The organism is Sunxiuqinia indica, from assembly GCF_009847015.1.
Taxonomy (GTDB): Bacteria; Bacteroidota; Bacteroidia; order Bacteroidales; family Prolixibacteraceae; genus Sunxiuqinia; species Sunxiuqinia indica.
Window position 1 is genome coordinate 43308 of the sequence record NZ_WVEM01000018.1, and the last position, 17979, is coordinate 61286.

Sequence of the window (17979 nt, forward strand, 5' to 3'; positions counted from 1 at the left end):
TTAGCTATATATTAAATCCCTGCTCTCTTAAGGTTGCCAGCAGCTTTTTAGAGAAGAATTCACTTTCAACCTTTTTATAGCGTACATCGGTAAATACCTGTGCCAGATTATCTTTCTCATTCTCTTTCACAAACTGTTTTGAACTTGCTAAATTCTCTTTTTCTTCATGCAACTCATTAATTCTTTCAGGCATATAATCCTCATATTTTTCGGAATGAATCACTCCATCCAGCGGCAAACGATCTGTTAACTCAGGTTTGTGATCAGGATAGCCAACAACAACCGCAGTAATCGGAACAACGCCTTTGGGAAGCTCAAGAACATCAATAAACTCTTTCGCATTGTATAGTGCTGTTCCCAGGTAACAGATACCCAATCCGTGAGACTCCGCTTCGACACACAAATTCTGAGCAAATAATGAAGCGTCTATCGTTGAATTCATCAACCACAATAAGTTATTATACCCAGCATCCGCATTTCGTTCTTCGCACCATAAATTAAACCGGTTAATATCAGCACAAACAGTTAGTAAAACGGGCGCTTGCTTCACCATTGGTTGATTAAAGTGTAAAGGAGCGAGCTTCTCCTTCGCTTTAATGTCTTTAGTGATGACAACGCTATAAAGCTGCATATTCCCCGTATTTGATGCTCTGGTTCCAGCCTCAATAATCTGGTTCAACACTTCATCCTCAATCGGCGTTGATTTATACTGACGAATAGATCGGTGTTTAAAAAGTATGTCCATAATTGTTGATCTTTTTTTTTACAAAAGTACAAAAAAAGGGGAAGCCAACCGGCTCCCCCTTCTTAATCAATCAATTCGGCATTACTTTTTAACAAGCCTTTCAGTTTTGGCAACTACATCATCTTTAGTAATTAAAGTCATGAGGTAGATACCACTGCGTAAGTCACCCAAGTCAATGTTAGTGTCAGGGCTAACAATGTCTTTCACACGTTGACCAGCAACGTTTGTAACAATGATTCGTGAAAGTTTATCAGCATTATCAACAGTAACAAATCCATCAAATGGGTTCGGATACACTTTGAACTCGAGAGAACCATTTATCTCTTCAGCACCAGTAGCAAAATCACCAGTAGTGAAGTTCCATACTGTATCGTCAGTCAATCCAGCGCTTTCATTACCTGCAGCATCAGCTACAAGACCAGCGTCGAACGTCACAGAGTATTCTGTATTTTTATTCAATCCACCTACTTCAGGATCGTAAGTATAGTCTACAGTAACTGTTGCACCGTCAACCATACCCGCAGTTAATGGGATAGTAAGAACAGGAGTTGTTCCACCAACTTTAGTAATGTAAACATTACCGCTTCCTGCCACAACATCTTCATCAAATGTTACAACAAGTGTTGGGTGGTTATCAGCGATTGTAGCTCCATCCTCTGGAGAATAAGTGGCAGGCATTGGACCAGTGTTATCACCTACTGTGTAAGTAAACGTAGTTTCGGTCAATGCATTTCCTCCCATATCCATGATAGTAGAACCTGCAGTCAGAGTCAAGTCATCTCCATCAGCACCTGTCATCGCAACTGTAAATTCAGTTCCGGTTCCAGGAGTTACAGTACCACCAGTGATATCACCTTCCATGATTGTTACTTCACGGTTGAATGTCAATACAACATCGAACGTTTGTTCCATATCATCACCTGAAGCAGGATCAGCAGTAACCATTAGTTCTTCAAGAGTAACAGATGTGTCGGCTACACATTCGTGAGAATCCATAATTGTAATAACATTCGCTCCTACAACTAAAGAATCAACCACTACTTCTCCGGCAACTGCACCCATATCAACTCCGTCAACCATTAACATGTAAGGAGCAATACCACCTTCGATATCAGAAATAGTCAACACAGTTCCTTCAACAGAGAACGAAGCAGTTAACTCATTCTGTACAGGAACAAACGTTTCAAATACAACTTCAGAGATACATCCAAATTCATCTTTCACCTGGAAGTTATAGTGACCATCACTTTCGTTGTCATCACCATAGGTTAATCCAGAACTATATACATGTGTTGCTGTTCCATCTTCCTCATTGAATGCCATCCATGAGCTCCATGCTCCAACGGTGCTGGCACCTTCAACTTTTTGGTAACGAACCATCAAGTCACGTCCTTCTTCTGACGTGGCAGTAATACGTACCGTAGGAGATACTTCACCATAACAAGTCAAATCCTTAATATCAGCAATTACAACTGGTTCAGGAGTTTCAATCATGATGGTGTCACGGGCTTCACAGCCTTCTGCGTCAGTAGCAACAACGACATACTCATGTCCTGATGAAACTACGTGTGAGTTAATAGGAGTCTGAGAACGAACCATATCACCATCACGATAAAGATCATAAAGCACACTTCCGTTACCACCTTCAACTGTCACAATATCAATAATACCAGAAAGGTCATTTGCACAGATGAAAGCATCTTCATCAACAACAATGTCGATGACAAACTCTTCTGGTTGGTGAACAGCGATGTAGAATGACTCAGCTGGACATCCTTTCACATCATATGCAGTAACTTCATACTTATCTTCCATTCCGATATACATACTTGTATCATCAACAGAAGCAAATACATTTTCTAATACATCATTTACGCCTGTAAAATCATCTCCTTCACTATCAACTTCAAATAGATAAGAAACAGATGTACCATCATATTTAGTTCCTTCAACGGTGTAAGTAAATGGACCACCATTTCCACCAACTACGCTAGCAATTTTGATTGTTCCATCTTCAACACCATAGCAAGTTGCCGGTGTAGTCGTTGTGTCTGTTACTACAATTTCTACCGGCTCATCAATTACAACACGGTGTTGATCGATAACAGCGCCAGACTGACGTACTTCACCTCCAGTAAAACAGCCTTTAGCGTCTTTAACCCATGCAATATAGGTTCCTTGCTCTAAGCCTGTAAAAGAAGCATCTGATTGCCACCCTGCATAAACATTGCTAGGCATTGTATATGGATGAGAAGGAGATGCAAGATCTGATCTTGTTATCGCATACTCATAAGGAGCAGTACCACCTTCAACCTCAATCGTTAATTTTCCATCAGCACCACCGTTACAGGTAACATCTGCTAACCATCTATTTTCTGTAATTTTCAAAGTATCAGGCTGATTAACTTCCCAAGATTCAGGAATCTGACAAGTAGAGAAAGAGAAACCAGTATTATCACGAATATACAGTGTGTAATGACCGTAAGTTAATGTGTCAAATGTGAAAGCTGTCACATACATTGCATCACCTTCGCTGTCTTTAGGTTCCCATAGTGCATCGTCCGATTCATCGTAAGTTGGATTATCGCTACTTACTAATTGGAACTGATATCCTGTACCATTACCACCAGATACATCTGTGATAACCATTTCACCATCATTTCCGCCATAGCAAGAAACATCGTTAATAGCTACTGTATAATCAAATGGTGAAGGCAATGATAAAGATTCAGTTTCCGAACCATTACAAAGTGCGCTTGGGTCAGCACCATTGGCTGTCGCATCAGCTGGCTCAATACGATAATATACAGTATAATTACCGTAATCTAATTCATCAAATAGATAACTATATCCACCAGTCACAGCGGATGCATTATACCAAGATCCGTCATTCAGTTTAACCTGAGGAGCATATCCTGGCCATCCACCAGTTAACGTGATTGTAATTTCTCCATCAGGATCATCCATTTCACAATCTGTAGGTATCTTTGAACTCAATTCTACATCCCACATATCAGGTTGTACAACCTCAATGGTGTCAATAACGGAACAATTATTTCCATCTTCAACTTTAACTACGTATTCGCCTGCTGCAACTTGGAATACTTTGCTATTCACATCATCAGCGAAAGCATACGTACCATAAGACGTACCGCCAGCATCAGTATTGTTAATTGTTACTTTATATCTCTCACCATCGGTGCTGTATTCGTCATCAACTTCCATTCCTCCAAGTCCATAAGAACCGCCAGTACCGCCAGCGATGCTAACAGTAATTGTTCCATCTTCTTCTCCATAACAACTTACATTTAAGCTATCAAGTGTCAAAGTAAGCATATCTGGAGTTTCAACAGTTAAATAAACTGTATCGGCAGGACAAGAAACAGGTTCAGTACTATCATCAACAACAAGTTTATAATCACCAGCTGCTAAATCGTTATAAACAGGTGATTCTTGCTTGGCAGAACCTATCAGTGTAGATCCCAAAGTCAATGTATAACGATAATCTCCATTACCACCTTTAAATGCGCCAGTAGCGTCAATTACACCATCACCAGCTCCATAACATGAAAGTGGACTTGGTGAAATATCATTTTCCTGAGCAATAGACTCGGCACTGGTAATTGTTATTTTCTCACTAACAACAAGATTCTGGCAAGAGTCTTTAACGGCAAAATAATAATCACCAGCTAATAACTGAACAGTAGTTGTACTGTCATTTGCCATATCATCATTAAAGAATGGATACCAAGTCAAAGTAGAACCAGTATTTTCTAATACAGCTACATCATTGGCATAAGTATATTCATAACGATGTGCTGGACCTTCACTTCCGTCCACATCAATACCACTTCCTCCAGTAACCTCAAGAGTTACGCTACCATCCCAAAATTCAGCGCACGAAGCTGCAACAATTGTTGGTTGATTTACCCACTCTAACTCAGGAGCTTGTTCTATTAGCAGTTCAACAGTATTTGACCAACATCCATTAGGACTCATCGCGGTAATATAATATGTTCCAGCAGGGAATTTATCAGGACCTTCAGTAGCAGTAGTACCAGCAGCCTCAAATTCTACACCTACATCTCCAGCAGTAGTACTGATGTACAACTTATAATTTACTCCAGTAAATGATGGATAAGTCTTTGACGTAATAGTTGTATCGATTGCAACTTCATCACCATAACACTGAATAAATGGAGCTGAGGCAGTAATTTCTTCAACTGGAAGGTCAGCTACCGTAAATTCAACGGTATCAGTACATCCAAATGCATCACGTACAACAATCACGTGATCACCTTCAGTAACACCAAAAGTAGGATTCATCACCCAATTTGGAGAATTATCCAATGAATACTGATAGTAAGGGTTGCCATTAATCATGAATGGTTCGCCTTCACCACTGATATATACATCGATACGTCCGTCAGTACGATCTTTACAAGTTGGTTGAATAATGCTGTTGATTGTAGCAGTCTCATCAATTGCTAATGCCTCACTAGGACCATCAACAACAATCGTTTTATCTACTTCACAACGCTCAGTATTATCTGCGTCGCGTGCTGTAATCGTATAAGAACCTGCGGCAAAAGCCATAGCTTCAATTTCAGCTTTAGTATACCAATTAGTTCCACCATCATAGCTAAATTCTGGATTGGTTACATTGGCGAAACTTCCAATCGATATAGTACCGTCAACATCGCCGAAGCAAGTAACGTGAGTACTACTTAAAGTAAAGGTAATCACGGCAGGATCCATTACTGGAACTGAGTTACCACTTTCATCTGTATTTACATATGCGACAGAATCTCCTGGACAAATGTCACCACCTTTTAAATAGACACTATAATAGTTCGGATATAATGACCCAACAGTATCACCAACTGCAGCCTCACCAATGTAGGTTCCATCTTGCTCGGTTACAGAGAATACGTAATCACTGCTAGTAACAGTAATAGCCGTATCAGCCATCATGTCTACCCAAATTTTTCCAGTTGGCGTTGTTCCACAAGGAACATCCTTATAATCAACACTGAACGAAATTGCTTCTGGCTCATCAATAGTAACAGAGAAAGTCTCTGTACAGAATGAATCCATTACAGCAATATTATAAGTACCTTCTTCAAGAGTTGTCCATGGATATGTATCATTCGTATTTACGGAAAATGGAGTTCCATTATTAACAGAAACCATGTAATGATCTCCATCCCAAGGTTTTCCACCATCTGTTGTGGTTAACGTAATACCACCGTCACTACCACCAGTACATTGAACATCCTGATCTTTAGCAACTGATGCACCAATTGGAGCAGGTTCTGTGATGGTTACATCTGTCCAAACAGTTGATCTTAATCCCGAAACATTGTCTGCAAGAACTAAACATCCATTAGCATCCTGAACAGCAATCCAATATGTTCCAGCACCACGCAAAATCTGGAAATTCTGAGTATTATATACATCTAAGTCATCCTCTTGTCCCGCTACCATTTTCGAAACAACATAAGCAGAGTCAACAGCAGGAACAACCCAATAAGTATAAGGCTCAGTACCACCGTTAGCAACGATTGTTATTTCTCCATTTCCTCCATTACAAGTTGGATTATCAACACTTGTTGAATACGTAATCGCTCCTGGTGAGTCAATGTCAAATGTTTTCTCCAAAGAAATACATCCTGAAGCAGTTTTTACAACAACTGTATTCCCTGTTGAAGGAACAGCAACATTACCTTTATTAGAAGACGAAAATGAACTTCCATTAAAAGAATACATATAATTAGCTCCTGTTGGAGTTACAGTAACATCCACATTGGTACCGTGACATAAAGCATCTGCATCTGGTGTTACAGTAATAGTTTGAAGATCAGTCTGAACAGTTGCAGTCAAACTACCATCTTCATATTCTGTAGTCTTAACAGCATCTCCTCCTGCAGCTTGATATAGATATTGGCTGTTTGCCTCATCCCAAACCAAAGTTGTTGTATAACTATTAACAGTACCCAGGACAGCTGCATCAACAGCGAATTGCAAAGTCACAATCTTTGTTGTGTCATTATTTGGCTGAATATCAGTTGCAGTAGCAGAACTCCAATTAAAACTAACAGTACCACCAGTAGCTGAAACTGATAATCCAGAAAGTTCTGAAATAATTGATCCAGACTTAACGCCAACAAAGTCAAATTTTGAATTGTCAAAATCCAACTCCACATCCATTTCTTTGATTTTCACAAAGTCGCGGACATAAATGTCAACTTCATAAAGATTTGACTCACTATAACATTCACTGACAGGCTGTATGTCAGCAAAAGTTTCAAGTGTCGCCTGTGACTCCTGCGCTAAAACCCCTCGAGGCATAGCAAAAGCCAACAAACCCACTAGCATTAAACTAAAGAGCCGAGTAAATGATTTTCTCATAGCATTTGTTTTTTAATTGTACTTAATTGATTGATTGATTGTATTATATCATCCATATTCATAAATCTCTAATACGGCCAAGGCATAACTTTCGCCAAGACTTTACAAACCTATAAAATTTATCAGCAATGTACAAGCGTTTTTTCGCATAAAAACAAAGATTTTTTACACAAATTAACAAATACCAAAAGCCCCCAACTGCGGAGTATATGCAAAGTTCCAACGCTTTCCATTTGAAGATTAACTTAATAATATAACTAGTAATCGGGATTTTACGACTTCAATGAACACCTCAAATCTTCTTTCAAATTCCAGGGATCGATACTCGAAAAAATCTCAATACAATATTTTATAGATATCTTTGTTTTAATAACAAATGACAAACATGAAATTAAAACCAACTGATAGACTGATAGTTACTGTTGCAACAGTTCTCTTATTCTCAATTTCCTCATGCAAAACCTGCAAATGTCCGGCATACAGCCAACAGTTGGATAAGAAAGAAAATATAGAACTCAGCATACCTTCAACGGTTGGCGCAAACAACACGGGGAAATTGATTTTAAACGACATAGCCCAAATTGAAAATGAACAGGCCAATTTATAGGTTTTCAGAAGGCATCCTAAACCATGTTTTAAAACACGTATGCAGTTGATAAAAGTACGGCACAAACTAATTCGTGCATTTTTTTGCTCCATACCCGGATGAGATTATTTCTACAGAACACGGAAAGCCAACCACTATTTCCAATTTTACGACGGAACTCCGCGCCACCCGCACAGTTCTCACTCAAACACGATGGCTAGAAACGGCAATAATTCAATATATTTCAACAACTTAGGTGATTTTAAACCCTCTGAGAATTCAATATTTCAAGCAAACACGTGGAAATACACAGTATTTTTATTTCTAAACCACTTACCAGAAGCCAAATTTGAGCGGGCTATACAATTATATATACACCAAAAAACTTATCGTATAATTTATAACTGCCATTGAGTTCACCTTGAACCGATCAATAACAATCGAATAAAAAAGGAATAACTACTTTCAACTGCTTTAGAGAACTCTATAGGCAAATATGTAGGAAATCATTACGCAAAAAAGAATCAATTATACAATGAACTCAATTTGAAGTTTCAAAAGGAAACATTAACTGAATTTTAAGCTCTCGTGAAAATAAATAAATCAAAATCGAAAAATTTGATCATCTAGATTTTAGTTAGTTATTTTGTGGGGCTTTGAAAAAAATAGATAAAAGCTAATAAATCAAAAGAATAATCTTTCATTAATTTTAAATTATCAACTATGTCAAAAATTAAAATCGGTATCAACGGATTTGGTCGCATCGGTCGCTTTGTTTTCCGTCAAGCTATTGCAAAAGGAACAATTCAAATTGTAGCAATCAACGACTTGATCGATGTAGACTACATGGCTTACATGCTTAAATATGATTCAACTCACGGACAGTTTGACGGTGACGTTACTGTAAAAGACGGAAAATTGATCGTAAATGGTGATGAAATCCGCGTTACAGCAGAAAGAAATCCAGCTGACATTAACTGGGGAGCTGTTGAAGCTGAATACGTTGTTGAATCAACCGGTCTTTTCTTAACGAAAGAATCAGCTCAAGGTCACTTGGACGCAGGTGCTAAAAAAGTAGTCATGTCTGCTCCTTCAAAAGACGATACTCCAATGTTTGTTATGGGTGTTAACAATGCATCTTACTCAAACGACATGAACTTTGTGTCAAACGCTTCTTGTACAACCAACTGTTTGGCTCCTGTTGCTAAAGTATTGAATGACAAATTCGGTATCAAAGAAGGTTTGATGACAACTGTTCACGCAACTACTGCGACTCAAAAAACGGTTGACGGTCCTTCAATGAAAGACTGGAGAGGTGGTCGTGGAGCTGGTCAAAACATCATCCCATCTTCAACTGGTGCCGCTAAAGCTGTTGGTAAAGTAATTCCAGAATTGAACGGAAAATTGACCGGTATGGCTTTCCGTGTTCCTACTCCCGACGTTTCAGTTGTTGACTTAACTGTTACATTAGAAAAAGGAGCTTCATACGAAGAAATTTGCGCTGCCATGAAAGCTGCTTCTGAAGGCGAATTGGCTGGTGTACTTGGTTATACGGAAGACATGGTTGTTTCTAACGACTTCGTTGGCGACACTCGGACTTCTATCTTCGACGCTGGTGCGGGTATCTCTTTGTCTCCAAACTTCGTAAAAGTTGTTTCTTGGTATGACAATGAAATGGGTTACTCAGCAAAAGTTTGCGAATTGATCCAATACATGGACTCAGTAAAATAATTACTGAAACCAATTAGAATATTGAAGGGCATCCGGTTGGGTGCCCTTTTTTGTCATACAGCTTACCAGAATTGACTAGTTGGAACTGTCGTTCGAATTACCAAGAAGACTATTCATACCGAAGACTTTCAATCGGGTCCATACGTGCTGCTTTTTGCGCAGGATAATAACCTGAAATAATTCCAACAGCAAAACACAACAATACCCCGCTAAACATCCACAACCAAGGCACAATAAACTGACTGTCAATCATCATTGAAATGATATTGCCGACCAGAATTCCAAAAACGATACCTACAACACCTCCAATTTGACCAATCACAACAGCTTCAATTAAAAACTGCTGACGAACTAACGAAGAATTCGCCCCGATTGCTTTCCTAATACCGATTTCGCGAGTTCGTTCCGTTACCGAAACCAGCATAATATTCATCAAGCCAACAGCAGCGCCAAAAAGAGTAATGAATCCAATGATAGTCGCTACAAGTGTGATATTTCGAATATTATTCAATAGCATATTAACCAGATTATCGCTCTTCTCAATATTGAAATCCGTTTCATCAGTAGGTCGTAAATTTCTTACGTTGCGAAAATCAGCTTCGGCCTGCCCAATAGCAGCCTCAAGCAATTGAGCATTGTCAACCTTTATCTGAATATCGAAATTCATTTGTGGCCTGGAAAAATAATTCCGCACAGTGTAATACGGTAGAAAACAAATCTCATCCCCACCACTGCCAAAGCCGCCACCTTTTGGCTTGAGTGTGCCGATTACCTCATAACGCCCGGCTCCAATACTTACCTCTTTATGAAGCGGATTTTCATTTTTATCAAACAGCCTTTTAACCAACCCACTACCGAGCAACACTTTATTTAAGCCTGACTCGATATCCGTATTGGAAAAATTACGCCCTCGTTCTATTTCAAACCCTGATGTTGCCAGGTAATTTTCGTCAACTCCACGAACGTTAACATTCGGATTGGATTTCTTTGTCTGAAACTTCACCGTCGCATTTCCGCTACCAGCAACAGAAGTAGAAACGATGGCAGGAAAACTAAAGCGCTCCTTAAATTCCTGTGCCTCATAATAACTAATGTATTGATGATTTTTTTTCCGCATCCGGCTTTCACCTTGCTGAACCTGTATTGTCCGCGAAGTAACTGTAAACGAATTTGCCCCCATAAAGTTAAACTCATTGGTAATAGAAGCCTTGATTGAATCAATAGCAGTTAGTATTCCCACAAGTGCTGTAATTCCAATTGCAATAATCAAAACGGTTAGAATAGTGCGCAATAAATTCGACTGAATGGCATTCAACGAAATTCTCAAATTCTCAAAGACTAATGTTTGATATTGCATAATAATAATTTTCGAACTGGTAAGATCACTAATTAAAAATACTAAAACAATGGATTCATCAACAAATTTTTCGAATTTAAAAGACCATTTTTCATCGAATACACGAAATTTAAGTTCAATTTTTCGTTAATCGTGCCAATCAAAAACAAAAACAAACCAGCTCCAAATTACTATCAACCAAAACAATAAACAAGACAAATCTTCAATTAATCTTTTTTAACATTTATAAACTAACCTTTTGCAACCTCTCACCGTTAAAAACACCTGTGTGCTTAAATAACAACTTTAATTACTGAAGATTTTTTCAGAAAAGAGAACTGCATGGTATATCAGTTTAAAATAACATCTATCGAAAATTCGGAGTTTTTACGCGTAATTGAAATAGATGCGGAAAGAAGTTTTGCTGATCTCCATTGGTGCATTCAAAATTGTTGTCAATTTACTTCAGATCAACTCGCCTCTTTTTTTGTTGCGGGCGACAATTTCGGAGTACAAAAGGAAATTACATTTTTAGATTGTGGCAAAAACGGTTCCCGGATTGAGGTCATGGGAAAAACCCAACTATATGATATCCTCTCTGACACAGGGCAGCGCTTGCTGTATGTGTTCGATTTTTTTAGTGACAGATCTTTTTATATTGAATTAACTGAAATTTACATGAAAAAGAATCTTCAAGAAAACCAAGTCACCGAGATTAAAGGTGATGCCCCTGCACAAGTACTGGAAGAAGAACTCCAGGACCAGGGTCAAGTAATTCTCGAAACGGAGAATGGTTACCAGGATTATGGTGATTTAGATGATTATACCGAAATTTTTGGAGAAATGGAGGATCTAATCGAAGGGGACTAACAGGTCCCCTTCCTGTTTTTAGGTAAAACCTTTACCTTTGCCCTTCAACTATTCAAACAATGCGTAAAACACTAATTGTTATTCAAGGGCCTACCGGTATTGGAAAAACAAAACTAAGCATCGGGCTTGCAAACTATTTCAACACCGAAATAATTTCATCCGATTCCCGTCAACTTTTTAAAGAACTTTCCATTGGGACAGCTGTCCCTTCTCCAGATGAGCTGAATCAAATTCCTCATCACTTTATCCATTCACATTCCATTCACGAAAACTACAATGCGAGCCGCTTCGAAAGCGAGGCCATCAAATTAATCACTGATTTATTTGAAACGCATTCAACTGTGATTCTAAGTGGTGGCTCCATGCTGTATGTTGATGCTGTATGCAACGGGATTGATTTCCAGCCGGATGTTGATCCTGAAATTCGCAAACAATTAACTCGAGAATTCGAGGAAACCGGTTTGGAGCACCTGCGGCTGAAACTGAAGCAACTCGACCCCGCATATTACCAAAAAGTCGATTTAAAGAATCCTAAACGTATTATTCGAGCTCTTGAAATATGCATGATGACTGGCAAAACCTTTACCTCTTTTCGAACTAAAACCGTAAAACAACGCCCATTTAAAATTATTAAAATTGGTCTGAACATGGACCGGGAGCAACTTTACAATCGAATCAACAAACGCGTTGACCAAATGATGGAAGAAGGTTTGGAGGACGAAGTGCGTCGTGTATTTCCTTACAAAAATCTAAACTCATTAAATACAGTTGGATACAAAGAACTATTTGCCTACCTGGATGGCGAGATCACCAAAGAAAAAGCGGTGGAGCTGATCAAACGAAACAGCCGTCACTACGCTCGAAAACAGTTGACCTGGCTACGGAAAGATGAAAACATACATTGGTACGAGCCTCATCAAACAAATGAAATCACTAAATTTATCGAAATTAGTATTGCAGAATGAACCAGCAAGCCAACGCAAAATTTAATATTCGTGTTTACGGACTCTTTGTGAATGAAGATGATGAGGTATTATTAACTGATGAATTTCAACTCAATACAAAAATGACGAAATTTCCCGGCGGCGGGCTTCAATTTGGAGAAGGCACAATTGATTGCCTAAAGCGTGAAATGCAGGAGGAGTGCGATCAGAAAATTGAACAAATAGTGCATTTTTACACCACCGACTTCTATCAGAAAGCATGCTATTTTGAAAATCAACAACTGATCAGTATTTATTACAAGGCCAAACTAAAACCACCAGTCAACTTTAAAATCTCAACCAAAGCTTTTGATTTTACTGAACTAAAAAACGGAAGTCAATCCTTTCGCTGGGTTAAAATAAAAGAGCTAAAAGCTGATGAATTATCTTTCCCAATTGACAAACATGTTGCAAATTTGCTGATCCAGCAAACAGAAGAGTAAGTTTAAATAGTGCAAATAATTTAGTGTCATGTTTCGAGTCTTTAACAATTTGTGACAGAAGCGAAACCGAAAATATCAAACAGGTCCGTGACCTTAGCAAAAAAACATGATCAAAACTGTAAAAATAATTGGCCCAGCCTATCCGTTCCGTGGAGGATTAGCATCCTACAATCAACGCTTGGCAGAGGAGTTTCAATCACAGGGAATGGAAGTTGAAATTGAAACCTTTACGGTTCAATACCCCAATTTGCTGTTCCCCGGGAAGTCGCAATATGTAGATGGTGCTGCTCCCGACAATTTAAACATCAAGCGAACCGTCAACTCTGTAAACCCGATTAATTGGATAAAAGTTGGCACACGTATTCAAAAAGAGAAGCCCGATCTACTAATGGTTCGCTATTGGCTGCCGTTTATGGGCCCGGTTCTGGGTACAATTTGTCGTCTGGTGAGAAAAAATAAACACACCAAAGTTATATGCTTAGCTGACAATATCATTCCGCATGAAAAAAGGCCGGGTGACAAACCATTTACAAGCTATTTCATGAAAAGCATCGATGGGATGGTTGCCATGTCGCAATCTGTCCTCAACGACATAGACACCTTCAATCCCAGACTTCCTCGGGCACTTTGTCCTCATCCGCTATTTGACAATTTTGGAGAGAAAATTGAAAAAGAAAAAGCCAAAGAATTACTTCAACTTGAGCAAGGAGTTAGTTATTTGCTTTTCTTTGGTTTTATTCGGGATTACAAAGGACTAGACCTTCTATTGAACGCAATTTCGGATGAACGAATAAAAAAACTACCGGTCAAGCTAATCATTGCCGGTGAGTTTTACACAAAGCCCGAACCCTATCTGCAAATGATAGAAAGTCTCGGATTGAAAGATCACGTTTTACTACATACTGACTTTATCCCCAACGAAAAAGTCAGTCAATACTTTAGCGCATCAGACCTGGTGGTGCAACCATACAAGCATGCCACACAAAGTGGTGTAACTCAAATTGGCTATCACTTTGAAAAATCGATGCTGGTAACCGATGTTGGTGGCCTTTCCGAAATTATTCCTGACAAGAAAATAGGTTATGTAGTCGCTCCAAACGAAAAAGCAATATCCGATGCACTATTGGATTTTTACGAAAAAAATCGTCAGCCTCTATTCGAAAAAAATATCATTGAAGAGAAGAAAAAGTTTTCGTGGACCAATATGGTAAATGCTTTTATTTCCGTTTACAACAAACTAAACCAGACCAAATGAAGCAAATAACCAATCGAATTGAGCAAGCCATTGAACTAAAAAAAGACTTGCTTTCAAACGAAAAAATTTTGAATGATATCAAACAAGCTATCGACGAACTGGTTTCATGCTATCAAAAAGGCGGCAAAACACTTTTTTGCGGGAATGGCGGTAGCGCTGCCGACGCCCAACATCTTGCAGCTGAACTAGCCGGCAAATTTTATATCGACCGACCTCCGATACAAGCCGAAGCCTGTCATGTTAATTCTTCATTCATCACAGCTTATTCAAACGACTATGATTTTAAAGTAGCCTATGCAAGATATATTGCCGGAGTTGGAAGAGCAGGCGACATCTTAATCGCAATTTCAACATCAGGGAACTCCGAGAATGTTGTCAATGCAGCAAGAGAAGCTAAAAATATCGGCATGAAAGTGATCGCCTTAACCGGAAAGTTTGGAGGCCAACTAAAAAGTGTATGTGATATACTTATACCAATTCCATCCATTGATACCCCCAGAATACAGGAAGCCCATATTTTTGTTGGGCATGTTATTTGCGAACAAGTTGAAAAAGCCTTGTTTGACAAGCACCAAAATTCCTAAAAACTGAACAAATTTGACCAGTTAATACTTTATTAATGATTAGTGAAATTTAATTTGACTTACAGGGATCGGTCTCTGTTTTCGAAAGAATTAAAGTATATTTACTTTTTGCAAAAAAGAATAGCTTTTCGAGGGATTGAAGGATGGATAAAAACAAACTACAGACACAAGCTGAGCAACGGTTGATTGCTGATTACTATGAGAACCTTACAAAATCATTTGACCAGCGAATCACCGAGGAGGGACGGGAACGGATTCATAAGGCTTTTGAATTTGCGAATAGTGCTCATGCAGGTGTAAAACGGAAATCAGGCGAACCATACATTGTTCACCCTATCGCAGTTGCAATGATTGTTTCTCAGGAAATAGGACTCGGAGCAACGTCCATTATTTCGGCCATTTTACATGATGTGGTTGAAGACACCGATTATACAACCGAAGATATTAAAAACCTATTTGGTGAGAAAGTGGCAAAGGTCGTTGACGGCTTAACCAAGCTTTCGGATGAAATAACATCTCAACACGACTCCAAGCAGGCTACCAATTTTCGAAAAATGCTAATGACCCTTTCCGATGATATCAGGGTTATTTTAGTTAAGTTGGCTGACAGACTGCACAATATGCGGACTTTGGACAGCATGCCAACTCCAAAGCAGTTGAAAATTGCAGCCGAAACACTTTATATCTTCGCACCTATGGCTCATCGGCTCGGGCTATATTCCATCAAAACAGAACTGGAAGATCTAAGCCTGAAATACAAGCAACCGGAGACATATAATCAAATTGTATTTCGATTAAGAAACCAACAGGAACGACGAGAATATTTGGTTAATGAGTTCGTCCAGCCCATTCAGAATCAACTCCAGAATGAAGGTATCGATTTTACAGTCTCCGGACGATTGAAATCCATTTTTTCAATCTGGAATAAGATGCAAACCAAAGGGATTTCATTTGATGAAATATACGATTTACTCGCTATTCGCATTGTCTTTAAGCCAAAAACAAACATATCTGAAAAACGCCAATGCTTTGACATCCTTTCTCTGATAACTGACATCTACAAACCCAAACCCGACCGTATCCGCGATTGGATCACAATCCCAAAAGCCAATGGATACGAAGCGCTCCATGTGACCGTAATGGGACCTCAAGGAAAATGGGTTGAAGTGCAAATCAGAACTGAGCGAATGGATGTTATCGCCGAACGAGGCTTTGCCGCTCATTACAAGTACAAAGGTGTTCATTCGATTGAATCGGAACTGGATAAGTGGCTGGAAAAAATTCGTGAAACACTTCGCAATCCGGAGTCTGATGCATTAGAGTTTTTGGATGAATTTAAAATGAACCTCTATACTTCGGAAATCGTCATTTTTACCCCAAAGGGTGACATGATCCCCCTTCCGAAAGGAGCAACAATTATTGACTTAGCATACGAAATTCACACCGACCTTGGAAATCATTGCATTGGAGCAAAAATCAATCATAAATTGGTTCCGGTAAGCTATGTCCTGCAAAGCGGAGACCAGGTTGAAATCCTGACCTCAAAAACTCAGGCGCCGGATCTGGAATGGCTCAAGTTTATGAGTACTGCGAAAGCGAAAACAAAAGTCAAACAAGCATTCAAACTTGACAAAAAAAGACACCTGGAAAAAGGTCAGGAGATCATTGAAGAAAAGCTCAAACAATATAAGATAAAACCCTCGGCTGATACCCTGAAAAAACTCGCCGCGCATTACAACTTATCCAATAAAGACCAGCTTTATGCTCATGTGGGAATGGGATTTATCCAGATCGACGATTTAGAAAGTATCCTCAAAACGCGACGGGAAAACAAATTAGCAAAGTATTGGAAAATTTCATTTGGGAAAAATAAAAACAATCAGGGGCGCGAATTGGAGCTCATGCTACCCAAAACGCAAATCAACAAGAAAAATACATTCTTACTCAAAGAAGATCCTGATGAACGCAATTACACGCTTGCTAAATGTTGCCAGCCAATTCCGGGAGACGATGTTTTGGGTTACATGACCTCGAATAACCACGTTATTATTCATAAAACAAAATGCCCGGAAGCCAATAAATTAATGTCGCAACATGGCGATCGGATTATCACTGCCGAGTGGACTAATTTTAAAAAGCGCTCTTACCTTACCCGCATCAAAGTGAGTGGATTCGACCGAATTGGAATCGTGAACGAGGTGACTAATATTATCTCGAAACAAAGTAACATCAACATGCGAACGGTGATGTTTGACACCCATGACGGGATCTTTGAAGGTGACCTATATATATACATTCACAATCTCGGTGATTTAAACAAATTGATCGCACGACTAATGAAAATCAAAGGGATAGATACGATTGAACGGATCGAGAATATTGAAAATTAATTTTTATTTAGTCTAAACAATCTTAATTTTTTACTATTTTTGAGGCTACAACACAAAACTGTTTTGAGTATGAATAGCCATAAGACAAAAGATACTGTGAAAAATATGTTCACAGAATACTTGGAGAAAAATGGTCACCGGAAAACCCCCGAGCGATTCGCTATTCTTGATGAAATTTATTCCCGCGAAGGTCATTTCGATATTGAGTCACTTTATATTTCAATGAAAAATAAAAATTACCGGGTAAGTCGGGCAACCCTCTACAATACCATTGACTTGTTACTGGAATGTAAATTGGTCGTAAAACATCAATTTGGTAAAAACATCGCCCAATTTGAAAAAGCTTTCGCAACGCTTCAACACGATCACCTCATTGATACAAGCACCGGAATAGTAAAAGAGTTCTACGATCCACGAATCCGGGAAATCATAGAAGAAGCTTGTTTAAAGTATAATTTTAAACTTTCGCATCACACGTTATACATCTATGGCGAAAGCCTCGATTCTTAAAATATATAGTAAACTCATTATAAATAAATCGCCTCTGATGAATCGGAGGTTTTTTTATGCCTAAATGAAAAAATAATTTGTAATTTTATTGGCCAAATAATTTTCATTTTGGCACCGTGGAAATCAGTCTGATTT

The 17979-nt window shown here is 38.8% G+C and carries 12 protein-coding genes; 9 read left to right on the forward strand and 3 right to left on the reverse strand.

Going from position 1 to position 17979, the window contains the following annotated elements; translation table 11 throughout:
* Positions 1–4 precede the first annotated feature (4 nt).
* Together GR929_RS19830 and GR929_RS19835 are read right to left on the reverse strand one after the other, a co-directional pair.
* Positions 5–745: a nitroreductase family protein gene (locus tag GR929_RS19830; protein WP_235934504.1), complete on the reverse strand. Its 741-nt coding sequence runs from the start codon at positions 743–745 to the stop codon at positions 5–7.
* Positions 746–826: 81 nt separating this feature from the next.
* Complete coding sequence (locus tag GR929_RS19835; protein ID WP_159523162.1) at positions 827–7156, reverse strand: Ig-like domain-containing protein; 6330 nt, start codon at positions 7154–7156, stop codon at positions 827–829.
* Positions 7157–7541: 385 nt separating this feature from the next.
* Between GR929_RS19835 and GR929_RS19840 the strand changes: the two genes are divergently transcribed.
* Positions 7542–7763, forward strand: coding sequence for a hypothetical protein (locus tag GR929_RS19840; RefSeq protein ID WP_159523164.1), 222 nt, complete (start codon positions 7542–7544; stop codon positions 7761–7763).
* 702 nt (positions 7764–8465) lie between these two features.
* Positions 8466–9473 (forward strand): type I glyceraldehyde-3-phosphate dehydrogenase, encoded by a 1008-nt coding sequence (gap, locus tag GR929_RS19845; protein WP_159523166.1) that lies wholly within the window; start codon positions 8466–8468, stop codon positions 9471–9473.
* 109 nt (positions 9474–9582) lie between these two features.
* On the opposite strand, the gene GR929_RS19850 is transcribed toward gap, so the two are convergent.
* Positions 9583–10830 carry an ABC transporter permease gene (locus GR929_RS19850; RefSeq protein ID WP_159523168.1) on the reverse strand — a complete coding sequence of 416 codons (1248 nt, stop codon included), beginning with the start codon at positions 10828–10830 and terminating at the stop codon, positions 9583–9585.
* A 321-nt stretch (positions 10831–11151) separates the two neighbouring features.
* Here GR929_RS19850 and GR929_RS19855 point away from each other — a divergent pair, with 321 nt between their 5' ends.
* The 7 genes from GR929_RS19855 to GR929_RS19885 all read left to right on the forward strand — a co-directional run bounded on the left by GR929_RS19855 (position 11152) and on the right by GR929_RS19885 (position 17844).
* The gene (locus tag GR929_RS19855) at positions 11152–11679 is read left to right on the forward strand and encodes an IS1096 element passenger TnpR family protein (RefSeq protein ID WP_159523170.1); all 528 of its coding nucleotides are present in this window, start codon (positions 11152–11154) and stop codon (positions 11677–11679) included.
* Positions 11680–11738: 59 nt separating this feature from the next.
* Positions 11739–12644: a tRNA (adenosine(37)-N6)-dimethylallyltransferase MiaA gene (gene miaA / locus GR929_RS19860; protein ID WP_159523172.1), complete on the forward strand. Its 906-nt coding sequence runs from the start codon at positions 11739–11741 to the stop codon at positions 12642–12644.
* Positions 12641–13105 (forward strand): NUDIX domain-containing protein, encoded by a 465-nt coding sequence (locus GR929_RS19865; protein ID WP_159523174.1) that lies wholly within the window; start codon positions 12641–12643, stop codon positions 13103–13105. Before miaA ends, GR929_RS19865 begins: the two co-directional genes overlap by 4 nt.
* 106 nt (positions 13106–13211) lie before the next feature.
* The gene (locus tag GR929_RS19870) at positions 13212–14360 is read left to right on the forward strand and encodes a glycosyltransferase (protein WP_159523176.1); all 1149 of its coding nucleotides are present in this window, start codon (positions 13212–13214) and stop codon (positions 14358–14360) included.
* Positions 14357–14944: a D-sedoheptulose-7-phosphate isomerase gene (locus GR929_RS19875; RefSeq protein WP_159523178.1), complete on the forward strand. Its 588-nt coding sequence runs from the start codon at positions 14357–14359 to the stop codon at positions 14942–14944. The genes GR929_RS19870 and GR929_RS19875 overlap by 4 nt, the downstream gene beginning before the upstream one ends.
* A 143-nt stretch (positions 14945–15087) precedes the next feature.
* Positions 15088–17334, forward strand: a complete 2247-nt coding sequence (locus GR929_RS19880; protein WP_159523180.1) for a RelA/SpoT family protein — start codon at positions 15088–15090, stop codon at positions 17332–17334.
* A gap of 69 nt (positions 17335–17403) precedes the next feature.
* Entirely contained in the window at positions 17404–17844 is a 441-nt protein-coding gene (locus GR929_RS19885; protein ID WP_159523182.1) for a Fur family transcriptional regulator, read from the forward strand.
* The last annotated feature ends 135 nt before the right edge of the window (positions 17845–17979 follow it).

Bases quoted from the DNA above. Each gene is read 5' to 3' on its own strand.
- GR929_RS19830 (WP_235934504.1), bottom strand. From the start codon at position 745: ATGGACATACTTTTTAAACACCGATCTATTCGTCAGTATAAATCAACG.
- GR929_RS19835 (WP_159523162.1), bottom strand. From the start codon at position 7,156: ATGAGAAAATCATTTACTCGGCTCTTTAGTTTAATGCTAGTGGGTTTG.
- GR929_RS19840 (WP_159523164.1), top strand. From the start codon at position 7,542: ATGAAATTAAAACCAACTGATAGACTGATAGTTACTGTTGCAACAGTT.
- gap (WP_159523166.1), top strand. From the start codon at position 8,466: ATGTCAAAAATTAAAATCGGTATCAACGGATTTGGTCGCATCGGTCGC.
- GR929_RS19850 (WP_159523168.1), bottom strand. From the start codon at position 10,830: ATGCAATATCAAACATTAGTCTTTGAGAATTTGAGAATTTCGTTGAAT.
- GR929_RS19855 (WP_159523170.1), top strand. From the start codon at position 11,152: ATGGTATATCAGTTTAAAATAACATCTATCGAAAATTCGGAGTTTTTA.
- miaA (WP_159523172.1), top strand. From the start codon at position 11,739: ATGCGTAAAACACTAATTGTTATTCAAGGGCCTACCGGTATTGGAAAA.
- GR929_RS19865 (WP_159523174.1), top strand. From the start codon at position 12,641: ATGAACCAGCAAGCCAACGCAAAATTTAATATTCGTGTTTACGGACTC.
- GR929_RS19870 (WP_159523176.1), top strand. From the start codon at position 13,212: ATGATCAAAACTGTAAAAATAATTGGCCCAGCCTATCCGTTCCGTGGA.
- GR929_RS19875 (WP_159523178.1), top strand. From the start codon at position 14,357: ATGAAGCAAATAACCAATCGAATTGAGCAAGCCATTGAACTAAAAAAA.
- GR929_RS19880 (WP_159523180.1), top strand. From the start codon at position 15,088: ATGGATAAAAACAAACTACAGACACAAGCTGAGCAACGGTTGATTGCT.
- GR929_RS19885 (WP_159523182.1), top strand. From the start codon at position 17,404: ATGAATAGCCATAAGACAAAAGATACTGTGAAAAATATGTTCACAGAA.